Source organism: Ensifer sp. ENS03 (assembly GCF_014852035.1).
Lineage (GTDB): Bacteria > Pseudomonadota > Alphaproteobacteria > Rhizobiales > Rhizobiaceae > Ensifer > Ensifer adhaerens.
In genome coordinates this window covers 353,378-367,941 of sequence record NZ_JACVAV010000001.1, presented here as the reverse complement: position 1 = coordinate 367,941, position 14,564 = coordinate 353,378, and the positions used below count along the sequence as shown (strand labels likewise).

14 protein-coding genes are annotated in these 14,564 nt (G+C 63.1%); 7 read left to right on the top strand and 7 right to left on the bottom strand.

The features are described from left to right. The first annotated feature begins 218 nt into the window (after positions 1–218). On the top strand, positions 219–1,412 hold the full coding sequence (dapE, locus tag IB263_RS01880; RefSeq protein ID WP_060607241.1) for a succinyl-diaminopimelate desuccinylase: 1,194 nt from the start codon (positions 219–221) through the stop codon (positions 1,410–1,412). After that, positions 1,399–1,998 (top strand): hypothetical protein, encoded by a 600-nt coding sequence (locus tag IB263_RS01875; RefSeq protein WP_034797371.1) that lies wholly within the window; start codon positions 1,399–1,401, stop codon positions 1,996–1,998. Before dapE ends, IB263_RS01875 begins: the two co-directional genes overlap by 14 nt. 10 nt (positions 1,999–2,008) lie before the next feature. On the opposite strand, the gene truA is transcribed toward IB263_RS01875, so the two are convergent. From truA to def, 3 genes are all read right to left on the bottom strand, one after another. Then, positions 2,009–2,752 (bottom strand): tRNA pseudouridine(38-40) synthase TruA, encoded by a 744-nt coding sequence (gene truA, locus IB263_RS01870; protein WP_192437448.1) that lies wholly within the window; start codon positions 2,750–2,752, stop codon positions 2,009–2,011. Further along, positions 2,752–3,687, bottom strand: coding sequence for a methionyl-tRNA formyltransferase (fmt, locus tag IB263_RS01865; protein WP_060607250.1), 936 nt, complete (start codon positions 3,685–3,687; stop codon positions 2,752–2,754). Before fmt ends, truA begins: the two co-directional genes overlap by 1 nt. A gap of 163 nt (positions 3,688–3,850) precedes the next feature. After that, positions 3,851–4,375 carry a peptide deformylase gene (gene def / locus IB263_RS01860; RefSeq protein WP_060581900.1) on the bottom strand — a complete coding sequence of 175 codons (525 nt, stop codon included), beginning with the start codon at positions 4,373–4,375 and terminating at the stop codon, positions 3,851–3,853. A 151-nt stretch (positions 4,376–4,526) separates the two neighbouring features. Here def and IB263_RS01855 point away from each other — a divergent pair, with 151 nt between their 5' ends. The 3 genes from IB263_RS01855 to IB263_RS01845 all read left to right on the top strand — a co-directional run bounded on the left by IB263_RS01855 (position 4,527) and on the right by IB263_RS01845 (position 9,436). Beyond that, positions 4,527–5,720, top strand: coding sequence for a DNA recombination protein RmuC (locus IB263_RS01855; RefSeq protein WP_060519794.1), 1,194 nt, complete (start codon positions 4,527–4,529; stop codon positions 5,718–5,720). Positions 5,721–5,772: 52 nt separating this feature from the next. Then, the gene (locus tag IB263_RS01850; protein WP_192437446.1) at positions 5,773–6,672 is read left to right on the top strand and encodes a ribokinase; all 900 of its coding nucleotides are present in this window, start codon (positions 5,773–5,775) and stop codon (positions 6,670–6,672) included. A gap of 358 nt (positions 6,673–7,030) precedes the next feature. Continuing rightward, on the top strand, positions 7,031–9,436 hold the full coding sequence (locus IB263_RS01845; protein ID WP_110818539.1) for a methyl-accepting chemotaxis protein: 2,406 nt from the start codon (positions 7,031–7,033) through the stop codon (positions 9,434–9,436). Positions 9,437–9,511: 75 nt separating this feature from the next. Here IB263_RS01845 and IB263_RS01840 read toward each other — a convergent pair whose 3' ends face one another. Further along, positions 9,512–10,456 (bottom strand): nucleoside hydrolase, encoded by a 945-nt coding sequence (locus IB263_RS01840; RefSeq protein WP_060519791.1) that lies wholly within the window; start codon positions 10,454–10,456, stop codon positions 9,512–9,514. A 240-nt stretch (positions 10,457–10,696) separates the two neighbouring features. Between IB263_RS01840 and IB263_RS01835 the strand changes: the two genes are divergently transcribed. Further along, entirely contained in the window at positions 10,697–11,128 is a 432-nt protein-coding gene (locus tag IB263_RS01835; protein ID WP_034797386.1) for an Hsp20 family protein, read from the top strand. A gap of 47 nt (positions 11,129–11,175) precedes the next feature. Further along, positions 11,176–11,433, top strand: coding sequence for a DUF1150 family protein (locus IB263_RS01830; protein ID WP_034797387.1), 258 nt, complete (start codon positions 11,176–11,178; stop codon positions 11,431–11,433). Between the two features lie 275 nt (positions 11,434–11,708). On the opposite strand, the gene IB263_RS01825 is transcribed toward IB263_RS01830, so the two are convergent. The 3 genes from IB263_RS01825 to IB263_RS01815 all read right to left on the bottom strand — a co-directional run bounded on the left by IB263_RS01825 (position 11,709) and on the right by IB263_RS01815 (position 14,465). Further along, positions 11,709–12,407 carry a tRNA (guanosine(46)-N(7))-methyltransferase TrmB gene (locus tag IB263_RS01825; RefSeq protein ID WP_113135394.1) on the bottom strand — a complete coding sequence of 233 codons (699 nt, stop codon included), beginning with the start codon at positions 12,405–12,407 and terminating at the stop codon, positions 11,709–11,711. 166 nt (positions 12,408–12,573) lie between these two features. Then, positions 12,574–13,842 (bottom strand): methionine adenosyltransferase, encoded by a 1,269-nt coding sequence (metK, locus tag IB263_RS01820; protein ID WP_034797391.1) that lies wholly within the window; start codon positions 13,840–13,842, stop codon positions 12,574–12,576. Positions 13,843–14,045: 203 nt separating this feature from the next. Further along, complete coding sequence (locus tag IB263_RS01815; RefSeq protein ID WP_034797393.1) at positions 14,046–14,465, bottom strand: helix-turn-helix domain-containing protein; 420 nt, start codon at positions 14,463–14,465, stop codon at positions 14,046–14,048. Positions 14,466–14,564 lie beyond the last annotated feature (99 nt).

The following is a 14,564-nucleotide window of genomic DNA, read 5'->3' as shown; positions in this document are numbered from 1 at the left end:
TTCTCCATTCCCTTCGCGATCTTCAGGCGGGCCGGATCCTTCCGGCCCGTTGAAGCTGCGGCGCTGCGCCTCCGCCCAGGCGCGGCGCCGTTCTGCGTTCGACGTCACAGTTCCCGTCTCGCGTGCCCCATCCTGCGTGACAGTTCGCTGGCGATCGGATAAACCAGCAGCCTCCATTCCCAAGGCCCTTCGTGGCCATGCAGACGGCATAACGTTAGATGACCTCCACCGATCCGATCGCCAATCTCGCCACCCTCATTCGTTGCCCCTCGGTCACCCCGGCCGAAGGCGGCGCGCTTGCAGCCCTTGAAGCCATGCTGAAGCCGCTCGGCTTCGCGGTCGACCGCGTGATGGCCAAGGAGGCTGGCACGCCCGACATCGAGAACCTTTATGCGCGGCTTGGAACCGAAGGCCCGCATCTGATGTTTGCCGGGCATACGGATGTCGTTCCCGTCGGCGACGAGGCCGCCTGGAGCCACGGTCCGTTTTCGGCCGACATTGCCGGCGGCGAGATGTATGGCCGCGGCGCCGTCGACATGAAGGGTGGCATCGCCTGCTTCGTCGCGGCAATCGCCCGCCATGTCGAAAAGCATGGCGCCCCGAAGGGCTCGGTCTCCTTCCTCATCACCGGCGACGAAGAGGGACCAGCGATCAATGGCACCACCAAGCTCTTGCAATGGGCGGCCGACAAGGGCGAGCGCTGGGATGCGTGCCTGGTCGGCGAACCGACCAACCCGGAGAGCCTTGGCGACATGATCAAGATCGGCCGGCGCGGCTCGCTTTCCGGGCGCATCACCGTTCACGGCGTGCAGGGCCATGCGGCCTATCCTCATCTCGCCGACAGCCCGGTGCGCGGCATCCTGCAGCTGACGCAGGCGCTGATGGACCCACCCTTCGACAACGGCACCGAGAGCTTTCAGCCCTCCAATCTCGAAGTGACGACGATCGATGTCGGCAACAGTGCCGTCAACGTCATTCCGGCCAAGGCGACGGCCGCCTTCAACATCCGCTTCAACGACACATGGACCGCCGAAAGCCTGATGGCCGAGATCATCGCCCGGCTCGACCGTGCCGCGGCAAGCGGTAGCCTGCGTCCGGACCGCGCCCCCGTTCGCTACGAAATCGTCTGGGCCGAGCGCCCGAGCCACGTGTTTCTCACACGCAACAACGCGCTGATCGATTCGCTCTCCGGCGCGGTCGAAGCCGTGACGGGGCGCCAGCCGAAGCTGTCGACGACCGGCGGAACCTCGGATGCGCGCTTCATCAAGGACTATTGCCCGGTGGTCGAGTTCGGCCTCGTCGGCCAGACCATGCACATGGTCGACGAACGGGTCGCCGTCGCCGATCTCGAGACCCTGACCAATATCTATGAAACCTTCATCGCCCGCTGGTTCGGCCATGCCGCTGCTTGATGAGGTGCTTGCCTATATCCGGGGGCTCTGGCTCCTGGCGCAGGGTAACGAAGAAGGCTTCCGCTGGCTCGATTTCAGCGAGAGTGGCCTCTGGCGCTCGTTCACGTCCATGCTCTGGTGCCTGCCGGCGATCGCCGTCACCTGGGCGTCCTGGCGGCTCTACTACCTCTCGGTCATGCCTGATGGCACCACGATCGGCATCGGCTTCATCTTCAAGCTGCTCGTCGTCGATCTCGTCAGCTGGCTCTTGCCGCTGGTGCTGATCGCCATTCTCTCGCGCCCACTCGGATTTGCCGGAGCGGTGGTACCGATCGTCGTTACCACAAACTGGCTCTCGGTTCCGCTCTCCTACGCCATGGCGGTGCCGGCGGCGATCCGTGTCGTCATTCCCGGGAGCCAGGGGCTGACGAGCTTCATCTGGTTGACGCTGCTCGTCATCAGCGTTGCGGTGCTCTTCCGGCTCTTGCGCATGGTGACCGGCAACCAGACGCTGCTTGCCTCGGCGCTGACGGCGCTGTTCCTGTTGCCGTCGATGATGATCGGCGATCTCTTGCAGCGCTTCTTCGGTCTGATCCCGACAAGCTAGGACTTCGGGATCAGTAGTCCACCTGAAGGAAATAAAGCCCATCGGGCGGCGCCACGGGGCCGCAGGCCTTGCGGTTGCGGGCCTCGAGCGCTGCCTGCAGATCATCCGGCGTCCACTTGCCCTCGCCCACCAGCTTCAGCGAGCCGGCGAAGGAGCGGATCTGGTTGTGCAGGAAGCTCTGCGCCGTTGCGCGGATCTCTATAACGCCGGCGACAAGCGCGACGTCCAGCCGATCGAGCGTGCGCACCGGGCTCGCCGCCTGGCAATGGGCGGAGCGGAATGTGGTGAAGTCATGATGCCCGACGAGGCGCTGGGCGCCTGCATGCATGGCTTCATGGTCGAGTGGCTTCGGCACCCACCAGGCGCGCCGGGCTTCAAGCGCCAGCGGCGCGGGCCGCGAGATAATGCGGTAGAGGTAGTGGCGGCGCAGCGCCGAGAAACGCGCGTCGAATTCCTCGGACACTTCCTCGGCCCCGAGGATCGCCACCCGCTCGCCCGCAAGCCCCAGATGGGCATTTAGCGCGTTGCGCAGCGTATAGGGCTTCCACGGACGCGTGAGATCCGCATGCATGACCTGGCCACTGGCGTGCACACCGGAATCGGTGCGGCCGGCGCCGCGGATCGACACGGTCTCTCCGGTCAGCGACAGGATCGCCTTTTCGATCGCCCCTTGCACGGACTCTCCGTTGTCCTGCCGCTGCCAGCCGACATAGTCCGAGCCGTCATATTCGACGGTCAGCTTGAACCGCGGCATCAGCCGACCCTCGTGCCGGGCGCAACCGGCGTTCCGCGCAGGAAGTCGGCCGCACCCAACGCCTTGCCGCCGGCGCGCTGCAGGCGGGTGAGCCGAACGGCGCCCTCGGCGCAGGCAATCGTCAGATTATCGTCGAGCACCGTGCCGGCCTCGGCCTCGCCGGAAGCGGGCTCCGAGTTCAGAACCTTGATGCGCTCCGGCCTGCCGGCGATCTCAAGTTCGAACCAGGCGCCCGGAAATGGCGACAGGCCGCGGATATGGTCGTGGACCTCGCGGGCGGGACGGGCGAAATCGATGCGGGTTTCCGTTTTGCTGATCTTCTGGGCGTAGACGACGCCGTCCTCGGCCTGGACCGTCAGCGGCAGATCGTCGGCCTCGAGTTTTGCCATCGCTTCTCGCATCAGACTGGCGCCGACCTGCATCAGGCGATCGTGCAATTCTCCCCCGGTCATCGTCTCGCCGATCTGAACCGTCTTGGTGAGGGCGACCGGGCCGGTATCGAGCCCCTTTTCCATCTTCATCACCATCATGCCGGTCTCATGATCGCCGGCCATGATCGCGCGCTGGATTGGGGCTGCACCGCGCCAGCGCGGCAGCAGCGAGGCGTGGCCGTTGTAGCAGCCGAGCTTGGTGCCGGTGAGGATGGCCTCGGGCAGAAGCAGGCCATAGGCGACGACGACGGCGACGTCGGCGTCGAAATCACGGAAGGTCTGGCGGTCCGCCTCGTCCTTGAAGTTGACCGGCGTCAGCACCGGAATGCCCAGAAGCTCGGCCGCCTGATGCACCGGCGATTTCTGCAGATCGAGCCCGCGGCGGCCACCCGGCCGCGGTGGCTGGGTGTAGACGGCGACGATCTGATGACCGGCCTCGGCAAGTGCCGCCAGTGTCGGCACCGAAAATTCCGGTGTGCCCATGAAGATGATGCGAAGCGACAAGGCGGTAACTCCGTCCTTTCAGATCACTTCATGCGGGGAAACGGCGAAATGATCTCATTCTCTAAAAACAGGACAATTCCAGGAAAGCCGTTTCACGCTCTTCCTGGAATGTTCAATGGGTTCCCGCCTTCAAAATTTCGCGTGATCTTCCGCGATCGAAGGCTCAGATCGCCTTTGCGCCGCGCGTCTTGGCAGCCTTGGTGAACTTGCGGATCACCATGTCGCGCTTGAGCTTGGAGATGTGGTCGATGAACAAAACGCCGTTCAGGTGGTCGATCTCGTGCTGCAGGCAGGTGGCGAGCAGGCCTTCGGCCTCGATCGTCTGTTCCTTGCCGTCGCGGTCGAGGTGCTTGACGGTGATGACGGCGGGGCGCTCGACCTCGGCGTAGTAGTCCGGAATCGACAGGCAGCCTTCCTCGTAAACCGAATAGGTGTCGGACGAAGCGACGATCTCGGGGTTGATGAAGACAAGCGGCGTCTTCTCGTCGCCCTCTTTCGAAACGTCGAGCACTAGCATGCGCCTGGCGACGCCGACCTGGATCGCGGCAAGGCCGATGCCGGGGGCATCGTACATGGTTTCGAGCATGTCATCGGCCAGACGGCGGACGTCCGCGTCGACGGTTTCGATCGGCGTTGAAACCTGGCGAAGCACAGGATCGGGAAGGATGATAAGCGGCTTGATGGTCATGATGCTCCCATAGCCGATCTTTCCATCGACGCGCAAGGAAATTGCCTTGCCACCTGCGGCACCCGCTCGTCCCTCGTCGGGCGTTAACCGCCGCGCACATATGTTCTTGTTTTGATCTACACTTCGCGAGAGAATCTGTTAGGTTTGGCGCATGGAACCCGCGCCCCTTCCCTTCGCCCAACCGTTGTTTTTCATCGGCACCCTGCCGATTACCCTGGGCCATCTGGCGATTGCCGCCGGCCTTGTGCTGGCTGTTGCCGGCCTGATGGCGCTCTCGCGCCGGCGCAATCCCCGCGACGACGAGCGGCAGGAACAGATGGCAATGCTGCTGGCAGCACAGACGGAGATGCAAGGGCGGGTCGCGGCCATGGCCGAGGTGTTCGGCGCCCGGCAGGCGGAGCTCAACCAGACGCTCAGCCAGCGCATCGACGGCATGACCCATCGCATCGGCGCCTCGATCAGCGAGCAGACCAAGGCGACACACGAGAACCTGCGCCGGCTGCAGGAGCGCCTCGCGGTCATCGACACGGCCCAGAACAACATCCAGTCGCTCGCCAAGGACATGGCCGGACTTCAGGCGATTCTATCGAACAAGCAGACGCGCGGCGCCTTCGGCCAGTCGCGCATGGAAGCGATTATCGCCGACGGGCTGCCGATGGGTGCCTTCGAATTTCAGGCGACGCTGTCGAACGGGGTGCGGCCCGACTGCACCATCCGCATGCCGAACGGCCAGCCGCCGCTGGTCATCGACGCCAAATTTCCGCTCGAAGCCTGGAACGCGATGCGGGATGCTCCGACCCCGGAGCGGCGCCAGCAGATCGCCCAACTCTTTCGCCGCGACATGGAAACGCACGTGCGCGACATCGCCGGCAAGTACCTGATCCCAGGTGAAACGCAGGACACCGCCTTCCTCTTCGTACCCTCGGAATCGATCTTTGCGGAGATCCACGAGCATTTCGAAGCGATCGTGCAAAAGGCGCATCGCCAGCGGATCGTCATCGTCTCGCCCTCCCTGCTGCTGTTGTCGATCCAGGTGATCCAGGCGATCCTCAAGGATGCGCGCATGCGCGAGCAGGCGCACCTGATCCAGGGCGAAGTCGCGCGGCTGATGGAGGATCTCGGCCGTCTCGACGAGCGCGTGCGCAAGCTGCAGGGCCATTTCGCCATGAGCCAGAAGGATGTCGAGGACATCCTCGTTTCCTCCAGCAAGCTCACCCGCCGCGGGGCCAAGATCGAGGCCCTAGAGCTGCAAGCGGAAGGCGGCACACGGGACGCGGACGAACCACGTGCCGCGGTCGACAATCGGGTCGGGCAATTGCGCCTGCGGGTGGTTGACGAGGACTGAGGCTGTCGGGCACTCTCCGGCCCAATTCGCAAAGCCGACAGGATAGTTTCACATGATTACTGTTTTTGGGTCCATCAACATGGATCTGATCGCCACCACCGCGCGCCTTCCGAAGCCCGGCGAAACCGTCGCCGGCACCAGCTTCTCGACCGCCGCCGGCGGCAAGGGCGCAAACCAGGCGCTGGCCGCACGGCGTGCCGGCGCGACGGTGCAGATGGCAGGCGCGGTAGGAAAGGACAGCTTTGCCGACGGCGCGCTCGAACTGTTGAAGGGTGCGGGCGCCGACCTGTCGTTGACCAAGACGGTCAGCGAGCCGACCGGCACCGCCCATATCCTCGTCGGCGGTGACGGCGAAAATGTCATCGTCGTCGTCGCCAGCGCCAATGCGACGGTCGATGAAGCCGATGCGGTGAAGGCCGTCGACGGCATGAAGCCCAGCGATACCTTGATGCTGCAGCTCGAAATTCCGGCCGCTTCGGTCGAGAAGGCGCTCACCGCCGCCAAACAGAAGGGCGTGCGTTCGGTCATCAACATCGCGCCGCTGACACCGGACGCAGCCCGCCTCGGCCGCATGGCCGATATCGTCATTGCCAACGAAACCGAATTCGAACTGCTGGCCGGCAAGAGCGGTATCGGCAGCACTGCGCGCGAAGAAGCGATGAAGGCGCTGCACGCGGAGACCGGCCAGACGGTCATCGTCACGCTTGGCGCCGAAGGCGTGGTGGCCGTACATGAGGGCGAGATCCAGCGCGCCAAGGGCCTGAAGATCGAGCCGGTCGATACCGTCGGCGCCGGCGACACCTTCTGCGGATATCTGGCAGCCAGCCTCGATGCCGGCATCGCCTTCCCCGACGCTCTGCGCCGCGCCGCAGTCGCCGGCTCCCTCGCCTGCCTGAAGAGCGGCGCCCAGCCCTCGATCCCGCTCGCTGCGGACGTGGCGTCGCGTCTCTAAATCCTGCGCCAGAAAGCACGCACTTGAGACGGGCGAAGTCGCCCGTCTCATTTTTCCCAGGCCCTTGCCCGCATAGATTTCACACTCCCGACGGCCGCTTGCGCAATCCGGACAGCCGATGTCGCGGACATAAAACTTTGCGTGCAATTTTATGCAAGCGATGCGTAAAACAGCGTCCGTGTTGGCCCTATCTTAAGAATCTCCAGTCTATTCAGGACCGTGAGAAAACCGGCCGAAGCGCCTGGTCGCCTCCAACATGCCGGTCGGCATCTGACGCTCCATGATGGAGTTCACCCCCATTGCGAAATGCGTCCACCGCAGGTGAAAACCTGCGAACCTCCCAGCACGTGAGGATTTCATGTTCAAGTTCCAAGCCAAATCGCTGGCGACCAAACTGATCGCGGTGACAGGCGGCACGATCGCACTTGTCCTGCTTGCCTCGAATTTCGTTCTCATATCCCAGACCCAGGACCGCGTCGAAACGCTGGTCCTCGAACAGGCAGGCGGCGAAGCCCGCGCGATTGCCTCCGACATTGCCGGCGACATCGGCGAGCTTGCAAGTGCTGCCCGCTCGATGGCGGGCATCCTCGGCCGCGCACATGCCGAAAAGTCGCTGGAGCGCACCGGGGTGATCAACATCCTCAGGGCAAACCTCGAGCAGAACCCGTTTGCCTTCGGCAGCTGGTTCGCGGAAGAACCCAAGGCTTTCGATGGTCGCCAGGAAGACCTCGTCAACAACAAGGAACTGGGCGGTAACGACAAGGGCATCTTCACGCCCTACTGGTCGAAGAGCCGCACCAACGAAATCCAGTACTCCACTTTCGGCGCTGACTATGCGGCCGAGTGGTACAAACTCGCTGCAAAAAGCGGCAAGGGTGCAATCACCCAGCCCTACACCGCGCAGGACACCGACGTTCCGACCGCGATGAGTTCGATCGCCTACCCGGTCATGTCCGGCGGCAAGCTTCTCGGCGTCACCGGCGTCGACATTTCGCTCGCCTCGCTCGGCGATGGCCTCTCGAAGCTGAAGCCCTTCGACACCGGCCGCGTCTACCTGCTGTCGCAGACCGGCAAATGGCTGGTCGCGCCGATCCCGGACCTTCTGCTCAAGGAGTATGACGGCGAAGGCAACGAGGTCGTCAAGAACGCGCTCGCCTCCGGCAAGCCGGGCATCATCTCCAACCTCTCCTATGACGGCAACGAGCCCTTCGACCGTCTCGTCTATCCGTTCACTCTCTCGGGCGTGAACACCAGCTGGGTCGTGCTCGTCGACGTGCCGCGTACCGCGATCAATGCGCCGGTCAAGGATCAGACCTACATGATGATCGTCGGCGGCCTCGTCGTGCTCGGCGCTGTGTTGCTCGGTCTCTATCTCGCGGTTCGTGGTTTCGTGCAGAAGCCGCTGGCAAGCCTCGTCAAGGACGTGAACGACCTCAGCCACGGTGACTACACCAAGGCGATCGCCGGCCAGGATCGTTCCGACGAAACCGGTGAAGTCGCCAAGGCGCTCGAAGGCTTCCGCCATCAGCTTGCCGACACCAAGCGCCTCGAAGGCGAAGCCCGCCATGAGCGCGAACAGGCCGAGCGCGAACGCGGCCGCTCGGAAACCGAGCGTGCAGAATCGAGCGCGCTTCAGCGCGACATCGTCGCCCGCCTCGGCAAGGGTCTCTCGCATCTGTCGTCCGGCGATCTCGCATTCCGCATCACCGACGATTTCCCGGGCGAATACGCGCAGCTCAAGCGTGACTTCAACGCGGCGATGGAAAGCCTCGAAGAGACGATCCGCACCGTCAACCATTCGGTCGTCAACATCGGCAACGGCACCAGCGAAATCAGCAGCGCCGCCAACGACCTGTCGCACCGGACCGAACAGCAGGCTGCAAGCCTGGAAGAGACAGCAGCGGCTCTTGACGAGCTGACCTCGCAGGTCAACGCCAGCGCCGAAAACGCCAAGGTCGCCGCCAAATCGGTGGATGTGGCCAGCAGCGATGCCGGACAGTCGGGCGAAGTGGTGCAGAAGGCGATTGCCGCGATGAAGGGCATCGAGCAGTCCTCGCACGAAGTCAGCCGCATCATCGGCGTCATCGACGAAATCGCCTTCCAGACCAACCTTCTGGCGCTGAACGCCGGTGTCGAAGCAGCGCGTGCAGGTGAGGCCGGCAAGGGTTTTGCCGTCGTCGCCCAGGAAGTGCGCGAACTCGCCCAGCGCTCTGCCAATGCCGCCAAGGAGATCAAGACATTGATCAACACCTCGGCCGGCCAGGTGCGCGAAGGTGTTGATCTCGTCGGCAAGGCCGGTGGCGCGCTCGAAAAGATCGCCGAGCAGGTCGTGCAGATCAACGGCCTCATCCGCCAGATCTCCAGCTCCGCTTCGGAACAGGCCGTCGGCCTGAAGGAGATCAACTCTGCCGTCAACCAGATGGACCAGGTAACCCAGCAGAACGCCGCGATGGTCGAGGAAACGACCGCGGCCGGCATGGCGCTCAACGAAGAAGCCCGAACGCTCAACACGCTCGTGGCCCGCTTCCGGGTCGCGCAGGCGACCGCATCGGCCCAACCGTCCTCGGCGGCTATGCTGCGTGGCACGGCCGAGCGCATGCGCGCGGCCGAACGCCCCGCTCCGGTCCCGGCCCCCGCCCGCGAGGCGCGGCCCGCTCCGGCGGCGAACCCATCGCGAAGCAATTACTCGGCTTCGACGCAGCGGGTGCTGACCCAGACCTCCGGCGCCAACGCGCTTGCCCAGGACAACTGGGAAGAGTTCTGATCAACGGAACGACAAAAGAAAACGGCGCCTCTCGGGGCGCCGTTTTTGTTTGGACTACGATGATTGAGCCGAGGCTCAGATGCGAGCCAGCCGCTCGGTCAAAAGGTCGAAGAAGCCCTGGTCGTCGACGAAGCGCATGACCTTGGCGTTGTGCGGCCGGCCGGTGACCTGCCACCAGTCGACGACGGTCATGCCGGCCGTCAGCTCCGACTTGGTCTCGATCTCGACGTTGCAATCGCGGCCGGTGAAAAGCTCGGGGCGCAACAGATAGGCAATGACCGTCGGATCGTGCAGCGGGCCGCCATCGGTGCCGTACTTCTCGATATCGAAGCGCTCGAAGAATTCGAGCATCTCGGCCATGGCGATCGCCGGGCGGCTGCCGATGTCGCGGATCTTCTGGACGCGCGCCTTGTGGGTCAGCACCCGGTGGGTGACATCGAGCGGCATCATCACGATCGGAATGCCCGAACGGAAGACGATGTCGGCTGCCTCGGGATCGACGTAGACGTTGAATTCGGCGGCGGGCGTGATGTTGCCGCCTTCGAAGAAGCCGCCACCCATCATCACCAGTTCCTTGACCCGCTGCGCAATGTCAGGCGCCTTCTGCAGGGCCAGCGCGATGTTGGTGAGCGGGCCGAGCGTGCAGAGCGTCACGGTGCCCTCTGGCTCCTTTCGCAACGTCTCGACGATGAAGTCGACCGCATGCTGCTCCTCGAGCTTCATTGTCGGCTCGGTAAGCTCTGGGCCGTCGAGGCCGGTCTTGCCGTGCACGTGCTCGGCGGTCACCAGCGGGCGAGCAATCGGCTTGTCGGCGCCCGAGAACACCCGAACCTTCGGCCGGTCGCAGAGCTCGCACAGGATGCGCGCATTGCGGGCCGTCAGTGCCAGCGGCACGTTGCCGGCGACCGCGGTGATGCCGAGCAGGTCGATCTCTTCCGGACTGCCGAAGGCGAGCATGATGGCGGCGGCATCGTCCTGCCCGGGGTCGGTGTCTATGATTATCTTTCTCGGCACGGGCACTTTCTCGTCCTCCCTGGACCACGTTGTTCGGCGCGATCGATACGTTGCATTGGGCCGGACGGGAGTAAACGCCCTGGCGTTCCTTTGTCCCATTCCCGGATTCTGCGAGAGCGGACTATGATTTGCGTGCACGCCGGAGGCAAGCGGCTTGCACTCATTGCGCACAGCTACCATATTGCGGAAAGGATGCTGCAAGGCAGGTCCGAACAACGGTCGCTTGATCTCGCAAGGACTTGAAGAATGAGCCGTATTACCCCTTTTACGAGCCCGCTTCTGCTGGGTTTCGATACGATGGAAAAGACCCTTGAGCGGATCGCCAAGGGCAACGACGGATACCCACCCTACAACATAGAACGCGTTCGCGGCGATGCCTCGACCGACGAACCGGAACGGTTGCGCATCACGCTCGCCGTGGCAGGCTTTTCCGAAGAAGACCTCGAAGTCACCACCGAAGAGAACCAGCTCGTCATCCGCGGCCGGCAGATCGACAACGGCGACCGCGATTACCTGCACCGCGGCATTGCGGCACGCCAGTTTCAACGCACTTTCGTGCTCGCCGACGGCATGAAGGTTCTGGGCGCGGAACTGCGCAACGGCCTGCTCTCCGTCGACCTCGTTCGTCCCGAACCGGTTCGTATGGTAAAGAAAATTAACATTTCAGTCCCAGAGTAGGATAACCGGCGGGATTCTCCCCTCACCGGCGACCACGGAGTGTCACCATGGGACTGAAAGACATCAGCTCGTCGCTGTCGAAGAACGACCTCGCACATCTCGGCGAAGGCGAAATCGGCTACATCCGGAAAATGCGCTCGGAAGAAGTCTCGCGCTGCTTCCCGGAAGCGCCGGAGATGGGACCGGGTATCGATCTCTGGGCGCTCTTCGGTGCCGACGGTACGCCGATCCTTCTGACAGACAACCGTTCCAGCACCTTCTTCAAGGCGGCCGAGGACGATCTGAAGACGGTCACCCTGCACTGACAGGCTGCCGTCGGTGGAGACGGCAATCGGACGTTTGAATGGAAGCCGTCGCTCTCGAGAGCGACGCAAGCGCGAGCGGAAAACCGCTTCGCACCTTTCCTGGAATTGATCTGCTAGTCCGCAAGTCCGGACAGAAAACCGCTTCGCACTTTTCCTGGAATTGATCCTCCAGTCCGCAATTCCGGACGGAAAACCGCTTCGCACTTTTCCTGGAATTGATCTTCCAGTCCGCAATTCCGGACGGAAAACCGCTTCGCACTTTTCCTGGAATTGCTTTAGACGCGCCGGAAGGTGAGATAGGCGGAGCTTCGCCCTTCCCTGCGTGCCTTGGCCTCGTAGCGCGTGCTCGGCCATCCCTCATAGGGCGTCAGCCAATCGGAAGCCGCCTCTGCCGTCCACTCGAAGGCTGCGTGATCGCGGCAGTGCAACAGCGTCCAGTTGACATAGGTATCGATATCCGAGGCGAAGCAGAACACGCCGCCGGGCTTCAGTACGCGGGCGAAGCGATCGAGATTGACCTTGGAGACGAAACGGCGCTTCCAGTGTTTGCGCTTCGGCCACGGGTCCGGATAGAGCAGGTCGATCTGGTCGATCGACGCGGCCGGCAGCCAATCGAGGACCTGGGTGGCGTCGTCGTCATAGAGCCTGACGTTGCTGGCGCCGCGCTCCTCGATATGACCGACGAGCTTGGCCATGGAATTGACGAAGGGTTCGACGCCGATGAAGCCGGTCGACGGCGCTTCGGCCGCACGGTGGATCAGGTGCTCGCCGCCGCCGAAACCGATTTCGAGGCGCATGCGATCCACGCCCTGCGGATAGAGGGTCTTCAGGTCCGCCGGAGGCGGGCTCGAAAGGTCGAGCTTCAGTGTCGGCAACACGGTTTCCAGATGCGCCGCCTGCCGCTCGCGCAACGGCTTGCCCTTGCGGCGGCCGAAAAAGGCCTCGGTTGCTCTGGCGCGGCGCGGTTCGGTCATGTCGTCTTTCCCTTGGTCATACCGATCTGGATCAGGCCAACCCAAAATCAAAATGAACGAAGCGGGCGCTCCTTGTCGGAGCGCCCGCCTTGATTTTTGCAAACGCCTGATAGCAGGACGTTTCGCTATCTTCAATGCGCGGCGTGACGCCGCGCCCCATCGCCTGTTAGGCGGCAGCGCGGCCGTTGACGGCGCCGCTCTGCTCGATCGCAGCCTTCAGCGGCTTCACGAGGTCGAGCTTCTCCCAGGAGAAGGAACCGTCGCGGCCAGCCTTGCGGCCGAAGTGGCCATAGGCCGACGTCTTGGCATAGATCGGCTTGTTGAGGTCGAGATGACGGCGGATGCCGGTCGGCGACAGGTCCATCGTCTTGCGGATCGCATCCTCGACCTGGTCTTCCGAAACCTTGCCGGTGCCGTGTAGGTCGACATAGATCGACAGCGGCTGGGCGACGCCGATGGCGTAGGACAGCTGGATCGTGCAACGGTCGGACAGGCCGGCGGCAACGACGTTCTTTGCCAGGTAACGGGCAGCATAGGCGGCCGAACGGTCGACCTTGGTCGTGTCCTTGCCCGAGAAGGCGCCGCCGCCGTGCGGTGCGGCACCGCCATAGGTGTCGACGATGATCTTGCGGCCGGTGAGGCCAGCATCGCCATCCGGGCCGCCGATGACGAACTTGCCGGTCGGGTTGATGTACCAGGTGCAGTCGTCGGCGATCTTCAGATCGTCGAGGGCTTCGCGGATATAGGGCTCGACAACCGAGCGAACCTTGACCGAATCCCAGGTGTCATCGAGGTGCTGCGTCGACAGAACGATCGAGGTGACTTCCGCCGGCTTGCCGTCGACGTAGCGTACGGTGACCTGGCTCTTGGCGTCAGGGCCGAGCTTGGCGACTTCGCCCTCGCCCTTCTTGCGGGCAGCGGCGAGTAGGTTGAGGATGCGGTGCGAATAGTAGATCGGCGCCGGCATCAGCTCGGCGGTCTCGCGGCAGGCGTAGCCGAACATGATGCCCTGGTCGCCGGCACCTTCTTCGCCCTGCTTGTCGGCAGCGCTGTCGACGCCCTGAGCGATGTGAGCAGACTGGAAGTGCAGGAGCACGTCGATCTTCGCCGTCTTCCAGTGGAAGCCGTCCTGCTCATAGCCGATCTCGCGGATCGCCTTGCGGGCGGCGGACTTGAACTTCGAGGGGTTGATGACGTCGTTGCCGTCCTTGTCCTTCTTCAGAAGGCTCGGCGGCAGGCGCACTTCGCCGGCAATCACGACACGGTTGGTGGTCGCCAGCGTCTCGCAGGCGATACGCACTCCCCAGGGATCGACACCGGTCTTGGCCGCTTCGCGGTAGACCAGGTCCACGATCTCGTCGGAGATACGGTCACACACCTTGTCCGGATGACCTTCGGCTACGGATTCACTCGTGAACAGGTAGTTTGCACGCATGCGGGAAGTCCCCTCAATGAAGAAAAAGCGCTGGCACGGTGTTAGTGGTTTTGCGACCGAAAAACAAGCACACAACGACATAAATATATCTTTATATCGCCATTGCGGCCAATCACTTTGGTGCACCGGAGGGAAAGGTGCGCAAGAAAAAAGCGGCACAAATGGCCGCTTTGTTTTTCAAGTCCCGACGGGGAACGTTGGAACTATTCGCTTTCTGCTTCCGCAGCGAGTGCCTTGACGAGATCGACGAGCCGACGGCGAACCTTCGGGTCGGTGATCTTGACGAAAGCGCGGTTGAGCTGCAGCCCCTCGGAGGACGACAGGAAATCGACGACGTAGTTCGAGCTGGAAGCTTCTGCCATGCCGGACTGACCGGCAGCGTTATCGCCCGGGGCATCTTCGAAGAAGAAGGAAACCGGAACGTTCAGGATGCCTGAAATGTTCTGCAACCGGCTGGCGCCGACGCGGTTCGTGCCCTTCTCGTACTTCTGGATCTGCTGGAAAGTGATCCCCAGACTTTCGCCGAGCTTCTCTTGGCTCATGCCAAGCATCGTACGGCGAAGACGAATCCGACTTCCGACATGAATGTCGATCGGGTTCGGCTTCTTCTTGTTTTCGATCATATCTGCGTTCCCAAACACGCTGTTTCGTTTATCCATCGCCCAGCATGAGACCTACGCTCACCGAAGCGACCGCCAGGGTGATAAGGACAGAGCCAGCAC